Origin of the sequence: Janthinobacterium sp. CG_23.4 (assembly GCF_029892305.1) — a bacterium.
GTDB classification, from domain to species: domain Bacteria; phylum Pseudomonadota; class Gammaproteobacteria; order Burkholderiales; family Burkholderiaceae_D; genus Janthinobacterium; species Janthinobacterium lividum_D.
Genome location: NZ_JARXUX010000001.1, coordinates 2,715,768 through 2,733,064, shown reverse-complemented (window position 1 = coordinate 2,733,064; position 17,297 = coordinate 2,715,768). Strand labels below are relative to the sequence as shown.

At 63.0% G+C, this 17,297-nt stretch carries 14 protein-coding genes; 4 read left to right on the top strand and 10 right to left on the bottom strand.

The features are described 5' to 3' along the window. Positions 1-18 precede the first annotated feature (18 nt). The 6 genes from H4V96_RS12240 to wrbA are packed head-to-tail and all read right to left on the bottom strand — an operon-like array spanning position 19 to position 6,559. Positions 19-1,095, bottom strand: a complete 1,077-nt coding sequence (locus tag H4V96_RS12240) for a carotenoid 1,2-hydratase (RefSeq protein WP_196856907.1) — start codon at positions 1,093-1,095, stop codon at positions 19-21. Beyond that, entirely contained in the window at positions 1,095-3,692 is a 2,598-nt protein-coding gene (locus tag H4V96_RS12235) for an FtsX-like permease family protein (RefSeq protein ID WP_196856908.1), read from the bottom strand. The genes H4V96_RS12240 and H4V96_RS12235 overlap by 1 nt, the downstream gene beginning before the upstream one ends. Next, positions 3,680-4,108 (bottom strand): DUF4124 domain-containing protein, encoded by a 429-nt coding sequence (locus H4V96_RS12230; RefSeq protein ID WP_196856909.1) that lies wholly within the window; start codon positions 4,106-4,108, stop codon positions 3,680-3,682. The genes H4V96_RS12235 and H4V96_RS12230 overlap by 13 nt, the downstream gene beginning before the upstream one ends. Further along, a complete protein-coding gene (locus H4V96_RS12225; protein WP_280720968.1) occupies positions 4,105-5,520 on the bottom strand; it encodes an FAD-binding oxidoreductase in 1,416 nt (471 codons plus the stop codon). The genes H4V96_RS12230 and H4V96_RS12225 overlap by 4 nt, the downstream gene beginning before the upstream one ends. Before the next feature lie 11 nt (positions 5,521-5,531). After that, positions 5,532-5,951, bottom strand: coding sequence for a DUF2069 domain-containing protein (locus tag H4V96_RS12220; RefSeq protein WP_029496464.1), 420 nt, complete (start codon positions 5,949-5,951; stop codon positions 5,532-5,534). Then, the gene (wrbA, locus tag H4V96_RS12215) at positions 5,951-6,559 is read right to left on the bottom strand and encodes an NAD(P)H:quinone oxidoreductase (protein ID WP_029496463.1); all 609 of its coding nucleotides are present in this window, start codon (positions 6,557-6,559) and stop codon (positions 5,951-5,953) included. The genes H4V96_RS12220 and wrbA overlap by 1 nt, the downstream gene beginning before the upstream one ends. Positions 6,560-6,680: 121 nt before the next feature. Here wrbA and H4V96_RS12210 point away from each other — a divergent pair, with 121 nt between their 5' ends. Beyond that, positions 6,681-8,003, top strand: coding sequence for a YihY family inner membrane protein (locus H4V96_RS12210; protein WP_280720967.1), 1,323 nt, complete (start codon positions 6,681-6,683; stop codon positions 8,001-8,003). Between the two features lie 115 nt (positions 8,004-8,118). Here the strand turns inward: H4V96_RS12210 and H4V96_RS12205 are convergent, their stop codons facing one another. The 3 genes from H4V96_RS12205 to H4V96_RS12195 are packed head-to-tail and all read right to left on the bottom strand — an operon-like array spanning position 8,119 to position 11,688. Then, positions 8,119-9,525 (bottom strand): PoNe immunity protein domain-containing protein, encoded by a 1,407-nt coding sequence (locus H4V96_RS12205; RefSeq protein WP_196856912.1) that lies wholly within the window; start codon positions 9,523-9,525, stop codon positions 8,119-8,121. A 35-nt stretch (positions 9,526-9,560) separates the two neighbouring features. Beyond that, positions 9,561-10,376: an alpha/beta hydrolase gene (locus tag H4V96_RS12200; protein WP_010398833.1), complete on the bottom strand. Its 816-nt coding sequence runs from the start codon at positions 10,374-10,376 to the stop codon at positions 9,561-9,563. 1 nt (position 10,377) lies between these two features. Beyond that, positions 10,378-11,688 carry an O-acetylhomoserine aminocarboxypropyltransferase gene (locus H4V96_RS12195; RefSeq protein WP_196856913.1) on the bottom strand — a complete coding sequence of 437 codons (1,311 nt, stop codon included), beginning with the start codon at positions 11,686-11,688 and terminating at the stop codon, positions 10,378-10,380. 282 nt (positions 11,689-11,970) lie between these two features. On the opposite strand from H4V96_RS12195, the gene H4V96_RS12190 reads away from it, so the two are divergent. Continuing rightward, entirely contained in the window at positions 11,971-12,594 is a 624-nt protein-coding gene (locus H4V96_RS12190) for a 2OG-Fe(II) oxygenase (RefSeq protein WP_070347089.1), read from the top strand. 128 nt (positions 12,595-12,722) lie between these two features. Beyond that, positions 12,723-13,169, top strand: a complete 447-nt coding sequence (locus H4V96_RS12185) for a CBS domain-containing protein (RefSeq protein ID WP_010398828.1) — start codon at positions 12,723-12,725, stop codon at positions 13,167-13,169. Between the two features lie 133 nt (positions 13,170-13,302). Here H4V96_RS12185 and H4V96_RS12180 read toward each other — a convergent pair whose 3' ends face one another. Further along, positions 13,303-15,573 (bottom strand): EAL domain-containing protein, encoded by a 2,271-nt coding sequence (locus H4V96_RS12180; protein ID WP_196856914.1) that lies wholly within the window; start codon positions 15,571-15,573, stop codon positions 13,303-13,305. Between the two features lie 423 nt (positions 15,574-15,996). On the opposite strand from H4V96_RS12180, the gene aroC reads away from it, so the two are divergent. Further along, the gene (gene aroC, locus H4V96_RS12175; protein ID WP_196856915.1) at positions 15,997-17,091 is read left to right on the top strand and encodes a chorismate synthase; all 1,095 of its coding nucleotides are present in this window, start codon (positions 15,997-15,999) and stop codon (positions 17,089-17,091) included. The last annotated feature ends 206 nt before the right edge of the window (positions 17,092-17,297 follow it).

Below are 17,297 nucleotides of genomic sequence, written 5' to 3'. Positions count from 1 at the left end.
TTAATTATTAATTATGTGTTACAAGCTTATTGGCTGCACGTAGCCCGTCATTTCCAGGTAGGCACGGCCCACCGGCTGGCCATCGCGCTCCACCGTGACGGCGCCTTCCCAGTACACGGCGCCGGTCGAGCGGCGCGAATCGAGTTCCTGGTCGGGCTGCAAGGGCTTGATCTGCCAGCGCGTGGTGCCGGTGCGGATCTCGGTGGCGACCGGGTATTGGGCCTGCGTGCGGGGCGAGCGCCATAGCTGCTTGGGTGTGAAATCGACCTCGCCGGGAGCGAACTGCGTCACCTTGCCGGACGCCTCGCGCCATGTCGCATGTGCCCATAGTTTAGCACCTGTCTTGCTGCGGATCTGGAAGGCCATCAGGGCGCCGCCATCAGCGAGGTTGGCGCCTAGCCAGTCCCAGCCGCTGGCGTTTGCATCGAGCACCTGGCTGGACCACTCGTGATCGAGCCAGGTGGTGCCTGTCACGGTTTCCGCCTTGCCGCCGGCGCGCGCGATGCTGCCACGGGTAGCAAGCTGTGGCTCGCTATAGTAGTAGCTCGCTTGCGCGGGCCGTGCGCCCTTGCGCGAATAGCCGCCTTCGCCCTGCAGCAGCACGGGCTGGGTGGGGGTCAGGGTCAGCTGCAAGCTAAAGTCGCGCGCGGCCAGGCTGACCTTGTAGCTGCCGTCGGCTTGCCGCTGCATGCGCCAGTCGTCGAGTTTTACATCTGTGTCGCCCACCTTGGCGTAGGCCAGGCCGAAACCTTCGCGCGCGCTTTTCTCGTCGTGCAGCAGCTTGCCCACCTTCGGGTCGGACAGCGCCGCGTGGCCGATGATCAGCTGTTTCGGCGCAAAGGCGCTGGGGTTCATCGTGTCGGCGGCCGTGGCGCTGCGAAAGAAGGTCACCTGGTAGCCCAGCTGTTCGCCGCCGCTGGTTTTGACCCACCCGGTGGCGTACCACCATTCGGTTTTATACGCGGGATGGGCGCCGAAGTCATGCGGCAGGCGCAGGCCTTGCCCGGTCGGCAGCGGCGTGACGGGGGCAAAGGCGGGCGGCGCGGCGATGGCGGCGGCGCTGTATAACAACAATAGACAAGTCAAACGGCGCATTACCAGTCCTCCCTGACGGCGCGGATGGGACCAGCGGACAGGGCTTGCCGGCCCGCGATCAGTGCCGTGGCGGCGGCTGCCGTCAGCAAGGCGCCGGCCACGATGCTGATCATGGACCACGGCAGGTGCAGTTGCATGGTCCAGTGGAACGATTGCGGATTGACGATGAAGACCAGCACAAAGCTGATCAAGAGCCCCAGGACAAAACCGGTAGCGATACCGAGCGCCGTCAGCGTGCCGCCTTCGAGCGCCAAAATGGCTAAAATCTGGCCGCGCGTCACGCCCACGTGGCGCAGCATGCCGAATTCGCGGGCACGCGCCAGGGTCTGTGCGGAAAACGTGGCGGCCACGCCAAACAAACCGATGACGATGGCGATGGCTTCGAGCAGGTAGGTGACGGCGAAGCTGCGGTCGAAAATTTGCAGGCTCAGGGCGCGGATGGCCGAGCGATTCGATACCTCCAGGCTGGCGCCAAATGGCAGGGCCTTCAGGCGCTGCTGCAGTTGCTCGCCCGTGGCGTCCTTGTCCAGCCACAGTGCCGCATCGCTGACATCGAGGTCGCCCGTCAACGCGCGATACTCATCGAGCGGCATCTGGATGGCGCCGGAAGAGCGCGCATAGTCGCGCCAGATGCCGGCGACGAAGAACTGGTGCAGGCCGCCGGCCAGCGGCAGGGCTATCCGCTGGCCCGGTTTGACGCTGTACAGGTCGGCGGCCGCTTCGGACAGCCACACGGCTTTCGCGCCATCTGGCACGCGCATGGTGTCGCCCACCAGCACCATGCTTTTTTCTGGATCGGCCAGGTTGATGGGACGTGCCAGCAGCACCACATTGGGTCGGTCGGGTGCCAGCGACAGCGAGCGCAAGCGTTGGAAATCCACCCGGGCCACGCCGGGCAGGGCAGTGATGGCCGCTTGTTCGCGCGGGTTCAGGCCCGCCGTTGCGCCGCCGGCGGTCGTGCGCATATACACGTCTGCGGGCAAGATCTGCAGCAGCCAGTCATCGACGGAAACGCGGAAGCTCGACACCATGATGGCCATCGCCACCATCAGGCTAAAACTCGACAGCACGCCGCCAAGCGCGATGCCGGCCTGGCCCGAAGCGTTCGCCAGGCGGGCCAGGGTCAGGCTGCGCACGGGTGCGTGGCCACTCGCGTCCGTGCGTAGCCAGGCGCGCTGTAGACAACGGAAAACCACGGCCGCCAGCTGTGGCATCAGGGCGATGGCACCGATCAGCAGCAGGGCGATGGACAGATAGCCAAACAGGGGTAGCTCGAACACGGCTGGCAGCAAGGTCATTGCGCCGGCCAGCAGCAGGCAAGCCAGTGCCGGCCAGGTTTTCGCCAGGCGCGTCGTCACGGCTTCCTCGCTGCCCGATTTCAGGGCGATGGCGGGAGCGGCACGCGCCGCCTCCAGCGCGGGCGCGGCGCAGCCCAGCAAGGCTACGCCCAGGCCGAGGGAAAAATACACGAGGGCGGCGACGGGCGTAAATTGCACCTGCGGCTGCACGCCGGCGAAATAGCCGGCACCCAGGTCGCCGCCGAAAAAGCGCAAGGCAACGGCCGCCAAGCCATAGCCGCCGGCGATGCCCAATCCGGCACCGACGATACCCAGGCTGGCGCCCTCGAGCAGCACCTGGCGCAGCAGCTGGCCACGCTCCATGCCCAGTACGCGCAGCAGCGCGAACTGAGCGCGGCGGCGGATGACGGACAGGGCTTGCGTGGAAAATACCAAAAAGGCGCCCGTAAACAGGGCCACGAGGGCGAGCACCGTCAGGTTGACCCGGTAGGCGCGGCTGAGGTTATTGTTGCGGCTATTCTGGTTTTCGTCATTCGGCTGGCCCACCTGGAAACGCCCCGGATACTGCGTTTCCAGCGCGCTGCTCAGCGCTGCCTGGAAAGCATCGCGGTTGACGCCCTGGCGCAGTTTCAAGTCGATGCGCGAGAGCTTGCCGAGTTTATTGAAACGCCATTGCGCCGCGCCGATATCCATCACCGCGATGCGCTGACCGGCGCGCGCGCTTTGCAGCGAACCGGCCACGCGCAGCGACACCGTGCGCGTACCCGATTGCAGGGCAATCATGTCGCCCTGCGCCAGCTTGAGCCAGCGCAAGGCGGCCGGCGATAAAAAGACGGTATCGTCGGCCAAGGTGTCGAAAGGCTGGCCCTCGGCCGGTGCGCCTATCAGGTCGGGCGAGATGAAGCCGGCGCGAAAGACGTCGAGCGCGAGGATGTGCAGTGGGGCGCCGCTCTCGCCCGCGCGGCCAGGCACCGCAAGCTGCAGATCGAGCACGGGCGAGGCCAAGGCCACGCCGTCGCGCTGCGCCAGCCACGGGTAGATGGCTTCGTCGAAAAATGCTTCGCGCCCAGCCACTTGCACGTCGGCCTGGCCGGACAGGCTTTTGACGGCCGTGGAAAATTCATTGAAGGCGGCGGCGTTGATCAGGTGGATGGCAAAGCCCAGCGCTACGCCGATGGCGATGGCCAGGATGGCGACGAGGGCGCGTACGGGATGCGCGCGCCATTCGCCCAGTAGTAGCCAGCGTGACAGCAGGCGCAGGGTCGCCGGCTTGGCCAACTGTGCGCTCAATTCGGGCATTCGATGGCCAGGCGTTCGCCGGCGCGCCGCGCTTTCAATTGCGCCGCCTCGCGCTGCTTGTCGTTGGCGCCGACGGCATCCTGCGCCGTCCACTTCTGCGCCAGGCGCAGCTGCGCACAATGCTTGTCGCGCGCCTCGATCTGCTTGGCGGCCCGTTCGCGCGCCTGGTCTTCCAGGCTTTCACGCTTCTTGCGCGCCGCTTCCATCTGGCTGGCGACGCGTTCCTGGCGCGTCGCCGCACCCTTGTCGACGGCAGGCGGCGGCGCGGGTAGGTCAAGAATTTGCAGCTGGCCGCCGGTGCAGGGCGTGGCGCTATAGCTGGTCTGGCCGTCCTGCACGCATTTGTAGACATCTTGCGCGCCGGCGGGGCCGGCCAAGCCGGCGCAGATGAGGAAGCGGATGCATGCTGTTCTCACAGGACCTTCCCCGGATTCATGATGTTTTGCGGGTCCAGCGCCTGCTTCACGGCGCGCATCAGCTGCAATTCCAGCGGCGACTTGTAGCGCACCAGGTCCGCCTTCTTCAGTGCCCCGATGCCGTGTTCCGCCGAAATGGAGCCGCCAAAAGCGTGCACCTGGTCATGCACGATGCGGTTGATGGCATCCTGGTTGGACAGGAAAAGCGTGTCCGTCATGCCCGCTGGCGGCGCCACGTTGTAGTGCAGGTTGCCATCGCCCAGGTGGCCGAAGCACACGCGCTGGCAGCCGGGGAAGGCCGCTTCCAGGGCCGCATCCGTGACGGCGATGAAGTCGGCGATGCGGGAAATGGGCAGCGAGATATCGTGCTTGATGTTCTTGCCTGCCTGTGCCTGCGCCAGCGGAATATGCTCGCGCAGCTGCCATAGGCCTTCGGATTGCGCCACCGAGCTGGCGACGACGGCGTCGTCGATCAACGCTTCTTCCAGCGCCGAGCCGATGCTCGCTTCGAGCAGTTCCACGGCGTGTGCCTCGGACGTGCTGCTCGACAGCTCAAGCAGCACATATTGCCCATGCGGCTCGGCGAAAGGACGCGGCAGATGGGGGAACTGCTGCGCCACCAACTGCAAGCAATACTGCGACATCAATTCAAAACCCGTCAGGCTGGCGCCGCAATGGTCCTGCATCAGGCTCAATAAACGCAGGGCGTGGGCGGGCGAGGGCATGGCGGCCAGCGCCGTGATGCACGCTTTGGGCTGCGGATACAGTTTCATGACCGCGCCTGTGATCACGCCCAGGGTGCCCTCGGCACCGATGTACAGGTCGCGCAAATCGTAGCCGGTATTGTCCTTGCGCAATCCGCGCAAGCCGCTCCAGATCTCGCCCTGCGGCGTGACTACTTCCAGGCCCAGGCACAGTTCGCGCGTATTGCCGTAGCGCAGCACGGCCGTGCCGCCCGCATTCGTGGCCAGGTTGCCGCCGATGGTGCAACTGCCTTCGGCCGCCAGCGACAGGGGGAATAAACAGCCGGCGGCGCTGGCCGCTTGCTGGATGATTTGCAGGATGCAGCCCGCGTCGACCGTGATGGTGCGGTTGACGGGGTCGAGCGCGCGGATGCTGTTCAGGCGCGCCAGCGATAGCACGATGGCCGTGCCCGCGGCGTCCGGGATGCTGCCCAGCACCAAGCCTGTATTGCCGCCTTGCGGCACGACGGGAACTTGCCATTGCGCGCAAGCGCGCATGACGCCTGCCACTTGCTCTACCGTGGCGGGACGCAGCACGGCCAGTGCCTTGCCGGTGAACCTGCCGCGCCAGTCGGTGAGGAAGGGGGCTGTCTCGGCGTCCACGGTGAGCACGTAGGCGTCACCGAGCAGCTCGCGGCACGCGGCGAGGAAATCGGCTTGTGCACGCATGGGCTGTTCACTCATTTCTTGATGCTCACTTTATTGACTGTATTTACTTTTTCCAGCAATTCCCTGGCTATGCGCTTGGCCGCCTTTTTATACGGGCGCAGATACAGCACGGCGCAGAAAAAATAGATGCAGACGATGAGCGCTTCGCCCCAGGCCATCAGGGCCGAGGTGCTGTTCGTGTCGCTGTAGCCGCGCACCACGCCTTCGGTAAAGTACAGCAGGATCACCATCGACGACCATTGCAGCGTGTAGACATCGCGCTTGATGACGCCATACAGCGGTATGAGCAAAGGCACCGCTTTGAGCACGATCCACGAGCCGCCCGGCTTTAGCGGCGCGACGACGGTTTCCCACAGCACGCACCAGATGATCAGGGTAACGAGACTGGCGATGGCGCCCCAGTGAAAATACTTGTGCAGTACGCCGTGCATCATGCGCCCGCCAGTTTTGCGGCGTTTTCCGCCAGGCGCCGACCCAGGGCGATGGCCAGGCGCTTTTCATCGTCGCTGAGCGCCTTGTCGCCGGCGATGCCCGACCAGTGCGTGGCGCCATACGGCGAGCCGCCCGTCGATGTCGTCATCAGTTCAGGATGCGTGTAGGGCAGGCCCATGACCAGCATGCCATGGTGGAAGAGTGGAATCATCATCGACAGCAGGGTCGATTCCTGGCCGCCGTGCAGGCTGCCCGTGGAAGTGAACACGCAGGCGGGCTTGCCGGACAGGCTGCCTGACAGCCAATCGCTGGCCGTGCCATCCCAGAAGTACTTCATGGCAGCGGCCATGTTGCCGAAGCGCGTGGGCGAGCCCAAGGCCAGGCCGGCGCAGTCCTGCAAGTCTTCCAGTTCCACATAGGGCGCGCCAGCGGGCGGTACCTCGGGTGCCGTCGCTTCGGTCACCGTCGAGACGGCTGGCACGGTGCGCAAGCGCGCATCGCAGCCAGGCACGCTTTCGACCCCCTGCGCTATCAGCTCGGCCAACTGGCGCGTGGCACCATGGCGTGAATAGAACAATACGAGAATAATCAGATTGGTTGGCTTCATCATTGGTATTATAGGGCGCTTTACAGCCTGATACGACTGCTGTCATGGCGCCGTTCTAATTTTGCACATGTTTTCAAAATATATACTACCCGTCTTTCAATATCTGTGGCGTGCCCCGAGCATGGGACTGGCCGTCGTGCGCGGCCTGAGCTGGTCCGAAACGCGCGACCTGCTGCAGTTCGCGCGCCGCCGCGTGCGCGAGGAAAGCTTGCCGCAAGTGGCCGGCAGCCTGACGTTCGCCACCGTGTTTGCGCTGGTGCCGCTGTTCACCCTGGCCCTGGCCATCTTCACCACTTTCCCCTTGTTTAATACTTTTCGCCATGCGCTGGAAGACTATTTCGTGCAAAGTGTGATGCCCAAGGGCATTTCAAACACCATCCTCGACTATCTGACGACGTTTGCCTCGAAAGCCACGCGCTTGTCGGCCATCGGCGCGGCCACCCTGATCCTCACCTCGGTGGGCATGATGGGCTTGATCGAACGCGTTTTCAATCGTATCTGGCGCGTGCGCCAGGAGCGCCGCTGGAGCAAGCGCCTGCTCGTCTATTGGGCCATCGTAACCCTGGGGCCGCTATTGGTGGGTGTGTCGCTGACGGTGACGTCGCGCCTCTTCATGGCCACCAGTGGCGTGGTGGGGGCCGTGCCTTTCCTCGGCGCCGTGTTTTATACCCTGGTGTCGATCGGCCTGACCATGCTGGCGTTTACCCTGCTCTACATCGCCGTGCCGAACCGCGACGTCGACTGGCGCGACGCGGCCTGGGGCGGTCTGCTGGCGGCGCTGGCGTTCGAGGTGGCCAAGCGGGGATTCGGTGAATTTATCCAGGAATTTCCCACCTATTCGCGCATCTATGGCGCACTGGCCGCCTTGCCGCTGTTTCTCGTGTGGATTTACTTGAGCTGGATGATCACCCTGGTGGGCGCCTTGCTGGTAGCGGCCTTGCCTGTCGTGAAATATGAGCGCTGGTGGTACGAGGCGGCGCCCGGCAGCGAGTTCGTTGACGCCGTCGCCATTTTAAAAGTGCTGCACCAGGCTTGCCATTGCGCCGATTCGGCTCTGGTGGGCGCGGCCGAGATCCGCCGCAGCACGCGCCTGGGCTTCGAAGAGATGGAAACGCTGCTCGACAAGATGGTGCAGCAGGGCTGGGTGGGACGCGTCAACGTGGATGGCGCCGTGCGGGTGCAGTGGGGCAAGCGCGTGGCCGACGGTTCCGACCACTGGGTCTTGCTGGGCAATGTCAACCGCATCAGCCTGGCCGATGTTTACCGTTTATTCGTCTTCGGCGGCATGCGCGTCAATTCAGGCTATCCGGCCGGATCCACCAATGACCGCGACATCAAGGCGGCCATCGATGCCGCCGCGCTGGCAGCGCAGGTGGAAAACGCCGTGGAGAACGGGCTGGGCCTGACTCTGGCGCAGCATTTCGGCGTCGTGCGCTGTAGTTGAGCGAGGCTGCAAATGCGATGACTTGCCTCTCGCCTGCAGGCCCTGTTTGATACAGTATTGGGTTCAGCGCCCGGGCGTTCGCAAAGATCACGTGCAACACCTTTTCCTGTCAATGTCAGGGTGATGCCGGCATCACCCAGTGCGCCAGTGCGCTGCGTTCCAGTTTCAGATGCTTGGCCACGGCGGCTGCCTCGAAGGCCCACAGGCCGTAGTAGCCCCCCAGGCCTTGCGCGCGCAAATGGCCGTTGAACCAGTCTTCTTGCACCAGCGCCGCATGCCAGGTCCGCACGTAATGCTGCAGGTGCTCCAACTGCTGCGCGGGAGCGTGCGCTTCCAGGCAGTCATACAGGGCCGAATAGGGCTCGGCGAAATACCACTCGTCGACGCTGGGACGCTGCGGATCGATGGTGGACAGCAGCGCCTCATACACCCCATCTTCGCCATCGAAGGCTGTTTGCAGGGCGGCCAGGCGGCCAGCGAGGTCGTGGCGCTCGAACAGCAAGGTCGCGCCCAGCAACTGCAGGGTGCGGGCGTAATCCGTCAATTGTTGGAAATCGAAGGCGGGCAAGGCATCGTCAGCGTAGGCTGCGCCCAGGGCCGCGCGCGCCGTTTCGCAGGCGGCGACGGCCGCTTCCAGCGCCGTTTCCACTTCCGGCAAAGGCAAGCTTGCCGTGTAGCGCAGCGAGAAAACCTGGTAGGCCGTGCTGGCGGCGGCGCAAGCCCAATAGGCGTTATCGCCAGCGTCGATGTGCGCCTGCGCCTGCGCGCGGGCGTAGGCGGCCAGCAAGGCATCGAGGTAGGCCAGGTTGCGGGCCACATCGAACGGCATGCCGTTCGGCGCGGGCGGCGCCTGGCGCGGCGTGTATGGCCAGGGCGCCGCTGAAGAGGGGCAAGCGTGCGCACAGCGGCGCTGGATGGCCCAGTCGGCGAAGATTTGCTGCAAATACTGCGCTGTCTCGTCGTCGTGGGCGATGGCGCCCGCGCCCACCATGGTTGTGCCTAGCAGCGTGTAGCCGGGAAAGCGGCTGCTCTCGTAGGCGATGGTGGTGACGCTCTGGATGGCCTTGCCATCGCTCAAGTCGCGCACGCGGAAATAAACATCATCCCAACCGGCTAACGGCGGCGCTGGCGGGCCATCGGCCACGCTGGTCCAGCTGCCATCGGCCTGTTCTGCGTAGGCGTCGAGCAGTTCGTCGAGGCCACCCGGGCGGTCGATGCGGTTGTTGGCGTCGTATTGCAGTCCCAGTTCGGCCGCAAACGCTGCCGCGTGGCTGCCCGCGAAGACCAGGTACTGGGCGTTCAGGGTGCCGACCAGCAGGTCGCTATGCTGGCCTGCCACCGTCAATGCCTGTGGCAGCCGGTACCAGTGGTGGCCCGGGATGCCGGCCATCGGGCCGCCTGCTGCAGCTTGCGCATTACTGCAGCGCAGTTGTTCCAGCCAGTGATAGCGCTCGTGCCGCGCCGCTTCCGTGCCGCTGCCACGGCCAGTCAATTCATCGAGCAGAGTGTTGAGCAACATCATCCATCTATCCTAAAAAAAGTCCGTTTGGTCCATGTTCATTGCGCTGCTGCTGTTTGCGCAAAGGCAAACAGCGCGTCGAGCACGGCATCAGGCTGCTCGGCCATCAATTCATGTCCGCTGTCGACTTGCACCAGCGTGCCATGCGCGATTGCCGCTGTCAGCAGCCGGGTCGATTTGGGCGGCGTCATCATGTCGCGCGCGCCGACAATGAATAAGGTCGGGCAGTGTACCGAAGCGGCGGCGATTTCGCCGTTCGCGTAGGCATTGCAGGCAAAAAAATCTGTATGCAGCACGTGCTCGGGGTTGCGGGCGGCGATGCGCTGTTTCAAGCGCCGCGCGCCGCCCATGGCATAGAAGCCGGGGCCGGGAAACGACGGCTTTTGCGCGATCGACGAATGTGACCAGATATTGACCATGTCGATGGCAGCTTGTTCGTCCTGCAGCGCCGTTGCCAGCAGCGCGGGAGACACTTTCATCGGGTAGGTGGAACCGAGCATGGCCAGATGGCTGACACTTGCAGGTGCAAGGAATGCCGCTTCCAGCGCGATCAGGGAGCCCATGCTGTGACCGATGAGCATGGCCTTGGGCGCGCCGGCAGCGTCGAGCACGGCCAGTATCGAGCGCGCCAACTCCTCTATGCTGCTTTTCGCCGCGCCCTGGCTGCGGCCATGCCCGGGTAAATCCACGGCCAGCACGTTCCAGCCGTGGTGGGCGAAATAGCGCGTTTGCAGGGCCCACACGCAATGGTCGTTCTGCGCGCCGTGAATGAAGACGGCAGTCGGCTGATTCGGGTCAAACGCTTTGCCGCCGGTATAGCAGTAGAGCGTGCTGTTTTCGATGGTAAATAACATCTCAGGCACCTTTCTGCGACAGTTTCAGGCCGCGGGCCAGGTCTTCGATCAAATCGTCCGCGTCTTCCAGGCCCACAGACAGGCGCATGGTGCCCTGCGTGATGCCCGCCTGCGCCAGTTGATCGTCGGGTACGCGGAAATGCGTGGTGGAGGCGGGGTGGATGACGAGCGACTTGGCGTCGCCCACGTTGGCCAGGTGCGAGAAGATCTTCAGGCTGTCGACAAAGCGCTGGCCGGCCGCGCGGTCGCCGCGCAGGCGGAAGGTGAAGACACCGCCCGCGCCTTTTGGCAGCAGGCTTTTCGCCAGTGCGTAGTCGGGGTGGGACGGCAGTTCGGGATAGGATACGGATTCCACTGCCGGATTGGCCAGCAGGAAGTCGATCACCTTGCGTGTGTTGGCCACGTGGCGGTCCATGCGCAGGCCCAGCGTTTCAATGCCCTGCAAGATGGCGAAGGCATTGTGCGGGCTCATGACGGCGCCGAAATCGCGCAAGCCCTCGCGCCGCGCGCGCAGGGCGAACGGCGCCACCGTGGATTCTTCGGCGAAGACCATGCCATGAAAACCGTCATATGGTTCGCACAGCTCGGCAAAGCGGCCCGTCTTGTCGTACGCCGCTTGCCAATCGAAGGTGCCGCCATCGACCAGCAAGCCGCCGATGGCCGTGCCGTGGCCGCACAAAAACTTGGTGGCCGAGTGCAATACCAGGTCGGCGCCATGCTCGAAGGGACGCAGCAGGTAGGGCGTGGTCAACGTCGAATCTAGCATCAGCGGCAACTGGTGTTCGTGCGCCAGGGCGGCAACGGTCGCGATATCGAGCACCTCGAGGCCGGGATTGCCCAGAGTTTCGCCAAACAGCACTTTCGTATTTGGACGGATGGCGGCGCGCCAGGCATCGACGTCGCGCGGGTCGACAAAGGTCGTCTCGATGCCGAAGCGTTTCAGGGTGTAGGCCAGCAGGTTGTGCGAGCCGCCGTAGAGGGCGCGCGAGGCGACGATGTGCGACCCCGCACCGGCGATGGTGCTCAAGCTCAGGTGCATGGCGGCCTGGCCGCTGGCCGTGGCGATGCCGGCCACGCCATCCTCCAACGCGGCGATGCGCTCCTCGAGCACGGCGTTGGTGGGATTCGACAGGCGCGAGTATACGTGGCCGGCCCGTTCCATGTTGAACAGCGAGGCCGCGTGCTCCGAGCTCTTGAAGGCAAACGCGGACGTGAAATGGATGGGCGTGGCGCGTGCGCCCGTGGCCGGGTCGGGCGCCGCGCCCGCATGCAGGGTTAAAGTGTCGAAACCGGGGTATTTCGGGCCGCTCATGGTGTCTCCGCCAAGTTTTATAGTGGCAAGATCGTAACCTGATTTGCAGCTGAGTAAAAGGGCGCGCGTGCAGGGCGCATGGTGCCGTGCTGGCGCGTCGCGCAGCGTACTTGAAGTTGAAAAAAAGTGAACGGCTGCGCGTGGCGGTGGTACGATGCCGGGTCAGTGATATTCGGGCTGTTCGACCTTTGCGCGTGCGCCGCACCGCGGGCAAGCAGTTGCAAGCGAACGAAATCCTGGGCTTCAGGCGCACTCTCATGTATGTCCACCAGGAAAGAATTTATGCCCGCAATCTCGTTCGACGGCGCCCTTGCCGTGCCCGGACCATCTATCGCCGACGGCTTGTGTCGCGCAGGCTGGTACGTGCAGGAGCAATTCATCCCCGCTGAACTTAGTCGCCAACTGGCCGTCGAATGCGAGCAATCCATGCTCAGCGGCAAGATGAAAAGCGCAGGCCTGGGCAGCGGTCATGCGCCGCTATTGCAGCCGGACATACGCGGCGACCATATCGCATGGCTGGAAGCGGGCCGTTCGACGGCTTGCGATAGCTATCTGAAGCACATGGAAGCGCTGCGCCAAAGTCTCAATGGCGAGCTGTTCCTGGGGCTCGAAGAGTATGAAAGCCATTTCGCCGTCTATGCGCCGGGCGCCTTTTACCGGGCCCATTTGGACCGTTTTCGCGACGACGACAAGCGCACCGTGTCGGTTGTACTGTATCTGAACGACGACTGGCTACCCGAACACGGCGGCGCATTGCGCCTGCACCCGCAGGATGGCGGCCACGTCGATATCGCCCCGGTCGCGGGACGCATGGCCATGTTCTTGTCGGGTGAGATGCTGCACGAGGTATTGCCGACGGCGCGCCAACGTCTTTCGATCGCCGGCTGGTTACGCCGTAGGGCATGAGGAAAAGTTGCGCGCAATCGCCTTCGATTTGTTTGCGCGCAAGGCTGGATTTTTCCGCAGGCATAGGCTACAGTCGCACTCAGGGCTAGCATAATCAAAATACCAATCACGCGGACAGGACGGCCAATATGAAAGTATCTGAAATTCTCCAAGTCAAGGGCAATATTCTCTACACGGTCACGCCTGACCAGCCCCTGCTAGACGCGGCCAATACCATGGCTGAAAAAGACATCGGTTCGCTGGTGGTCATGGAGTTTGGTGATCTGGTCGGCATGCTGACCTTCCGCGAAGTGTTGAACGCCTTGCATGAAAACGCGGGCCAGATCGGCGGCGGCACCGTACGCAAGCACATGGATGACCATCCGATCACCGTCACGCCCGACACGGAAGTCAATGAAGTGCGCCGCATCATGCTGGAAAAACATGCGCGCTATCTACCCGTCATGAATGCCAAGACCTTGCTGGGCGTCATCTCCTTCTACGACGTGGCGCGCGCCGTGCTTGAAGCGCAAAGTTTTGAAAACCAGATGCTCAAGGCATATATTCGCGATTGGCCGGCCGAAACGACCGATTAAGCACACCTGATAAAGGTTGCTGCGCTTCTTGGTCACAAGTTTTTCCGCTTGCGACGGGTTGTTAAGTGCTAAAGACGATTTGAGTGCAGTAAAAACAACGCCGCCGGCGTTGTGCATTTCCGAGCTCATGGCACTAGGCCGCTCCCTGCAGCGCCTCGTTGTTCAGCCAGGCTTCCAGGGCCCTGGCCGTCATCGGGCGGGCAAACAAAAAGCCCTGCGCCATGGGACAGCCCAAGGCCTGCAAAATTTGTGCTTGCCGTTCATCTTCCACGCCTTCGGCGATCACGCCCAGGCCCAGGTTGCGCCCCAATTGGATGACCATTTCGGCGATGCTGCTGCCGCGCGCCGAGCCCGTGATTTCTGTCACAAACGCGCGGTCGATCTTCAGGCGGTCGATTTTCAGGCGCTGCAGGTACGATAGCGAGGAAAAGCCGGTGCCGAAGTCATCGATGGCGATGCTCACGCCCGTCTGTTTGATCTGCCATAACATCTTGATCAGCAGGTCCGGCTCTTCCATGGCCATCGATTCCGTGATTTCCAGTTCGATGAACTCGGGGGGCGCCTGCGTATCGTTCAGCGCGGCGCGCAGCATTTCCAAAAACAGCGGGTGGCGGAACTGCACTTGCGACACGTTGACGGACATGACGAAGTTGCGGTGGCCTTGCTCGCGCAGCAACACCAGTTCGCGGCAAGCCGTGCGCAGCACCCATTCACCGAGGTCGATGATGATGCCCGAGTATTCGGCAATCGGGATGAAACGGTCGGGCGAGATGAACTTGCCATCCGGTGTCTGCCAGCGCAGCAGCGCTTCGGCGCCCACGGGGCGGCGCGTGGTCAGGTCGATCTGCGGCTGGTAGACGACAAACAGCTCGTTCTGGCTGAAGGCCGTGCGCAGCGCATGCATCATGCGTACTCTCTCGCGGATTTCGATGCCCATGCTGCGCGAGAAATAGAAGTGCCCGGCACGCTGCTGGCTCTTGGCCCGTTTCAGGGCGATATCGGCATCCTTGAGCGCATCGGCGCTGGTGCCCACATGTTCGCCCAGCCGGACCAGGCCCAAGGTGGCCGACAGCTGCCCGCCCTGGCCATCGATATAGAAGGGAGCCTGGAACAGTGCCAGGATATTGGCCGGATTGACTTGCGACGAGTCGCCCAGCACGCAAAAGATGTCGCCGCCCAGGCGCGCCACCGTCAGATGCAGCCCCAGCTGGGTTTGCAGGCGGCCCGCCACGGCGACTAGCAAGGTGTCGCCGAACTGGTGACCCAGCGCGTCGTTGGTCTCGGCAAAGTGGTCGAGGTCGACCAGCGCCACGGTGGCGTCGCCGCGCGCGGGGCTGGCCATGGTGGCCTCAAGAATTTCCACCAGGCGCGTGCGGTTGGGCAGCTTCGACAATTGGTCGTAGAAGGCGGCATTGTGCAGATGCGATACCAGCTCGACATTGTCCAGGCCCACGGCGACATTGCTGCAAAACACTTCCAGCAAGCTTTCATCGATGGCGGTGAGGGGGCGTGGCAGGACCAGGTAAGCGGCGGCGTCGCGGCTGGTCTTGCCTGCGAAGTACAGGCTGGCATAGTCGTGCGCGTAGACATTGCGCCGCTGTGTCAGTGAGTGCTCGATGGCTGCCGTCACGCGCGGGTTTTGCAGGCGGCACAGGGCGCTGTGCGGCAGGCTCGCAAAGCTGCCCGTGCAGGCCGACACGAGCAGCTCCCTGGTGCTGTCGTCTTGCAAATCATGCAAATCATGCAAACACAGCACGCCATCGGCGTCGATACCCAGCAGGTCGGCGATCTGCGCCAGCACGCCAGCCGAGAAGTTTTGCACGCCGTGCAGCGCCATCAGCTCAGTGCTGGCGTGGACGATGCGGCTCAGGCCGCGCCGGCTGTTGCTGATCGAACGTATCTGCTCGTAGGAGCGGATGGCTGCCGTTACCGTGGTAAACAGCTTGATGCGCGTCAGCTCGGACTTGGTCTTGTAGTCGTTGATGTCGAAATCGCGGATGGCGTCAATTTCCGGCGCATAGCCGGGCTGGCCCGTGCGCAGGATGATGCGTACATCCGTCATCTTCAAGGTTTCGCGGATGTAGCGCACCAGATGCAGGCCCGCATCGTCCTGTTCCATTACCACGTCGAGCAGAATGACGGCAATATCGCATTCATGCTCGAGCAGTTCGCGCGCCTGGCCGGCCGAATACGCGTGTATGAATTCGAGCGGGCGGTGCTGCATTTCCAGATTGCCCAGGGCGAAAGTGGTGGTGGAGTGGACGTCTTCATCGTCGTCGATGATCATCACTCGCCACACGCTGCGCGGAGCGACGGCCAGCGGCGCCGCTGGTGGCTCATTGAGGAATACCAGGTCGTCGTGATCGTCCTTGTTGGCGTCAAGGGGGATGATCGGTGCGGGCATGTATAGCTTCTCCAAGATGACTCGATATTTTTTACGAGCGCGTCAAAAAAGCCCATGGCGTTGTTGGGCTGCCTTGCCGTACATGCGTACTGTCTTCGGCAACGACGCCTGGCCCTGGGCATTTTGTGACATGCTCTCGGCGCAGCACAGTCCCGGCTTGGCATCGGATATTGTGGGCGCGCTAACACCTAAGTATATAGCTATTTAATAAGCAAAATGCTTTTTTAAGTCTGCTGTTGAGTGCAATTTTTCTTGCATTGCACTCTTGCAACGCCTATTTGATGTTTTTTCTATCAAAAACTCCCCGAGATATGAAAATGGCGATGCGCACGGCGCAATATCGCGCTTTGCGGCTGCATTGGCGGCATGGCCTGCCCCGCAGGCTGGTAGAATTGGGTTTTACAGTCTTTCACACTTCCTATTATGTCCGGCAATTCTTTTGGCAAACTGTTTACTGTTACCACTTTCGGCGAATCGCATGGCCCGGCTATCGGCTGCGTGATCGACGGCTGTCCTCCGGGATTGGTCCTGTCGGAAGCCGATATCCAGCCCGAGCTGGACCGCCGCAAGCCGGGCACCTCGCGCCACGTGACGCAGCGCCAGGAATCGGACACTGTGGAAATTCTCTCTGGTGTGTATCAAGGCGTGACCACGGGTACGCCGATTGCGCTGCTGATCCGCAATGAAGACCAGCGCAGCAAGGACTACGGCAATATCGCGGAAAGCTTCCGCCCCGGCCACGCCGACTACACGTATTGGCATAAATACGGCGTGCGCGACCCGCGCGGCGGCGGGCGTTCCTCGGCGCGCCTGACGGCGCCCGTCGTGGGGGCGGCGGCGATCGCCAAGAAATGGCTGCTGCAGCAGTACGGCACCACCTTCAAGGGCTGCATGAGCCAACTGGGCGACATTGCCGTGCCGTTCCAGTCTTGGGAACACGTGCATGCGAACCCCTTCTTTGCCGCCAGCGGCGATGCCGACCTGATCGGGCGCATGGAAGCGGCCATGGACCAATTGCGCCGTGATGGCGATTCCATCGGCGCGCGTATTGATGTGATGGCGCAAAACGTGCCGGTCGGCCTGGGCCAGCCCATCTACGATAAGCTCGATGCCGACATCGCCTATGCCATGATGGGCATCAATGCCGTCAAGGGCGTGGAAATCGGCGCCGGTTTCGACTCGGTCGCGCAGAAGGGCTCCGAGCACGGCGACGAACTGACATCGCAAGGTTTTATCGGCAATAACGCCGGTGGCGTACTCGGTGGCATCTCGACGGGGCAGGATATCAGTGTCTCGATCGCCATCAAGCCGACGTCGTCGATCCGCACGCCGCGCCGTTCGATCGATAAAGAGGGCAATGCCGTGATGGTGGAAACGTTCGGCCGCCACGATCCTTGCGTGGGCATCCGCGCCACGCCGATCGCCGAAGCCATGTTGGCGCTGGTACTGATCGACCATGCCCTGATGCACCGCGCGCAGTGCGGTGATGTCTCGGTGAAGACGCCGAAGTTGAAGTAAGCTGAAGGTCGTCGGATTACGGGCCTGCGGCCCTAATCCGACCTACGACCCATGATGGTCGTCTTCTCGTTTAACAACGACGCTTGCGACACCTGACAAAACCGTAGCGAGCGGAAGGGAGAGGTGGCTGAGAAGCGCAACCGTACGAAGGTACGGTGAGCATCGCAGGCCGCCTATACCGACGCGCAGTAGGTTTGGTCAGGTGT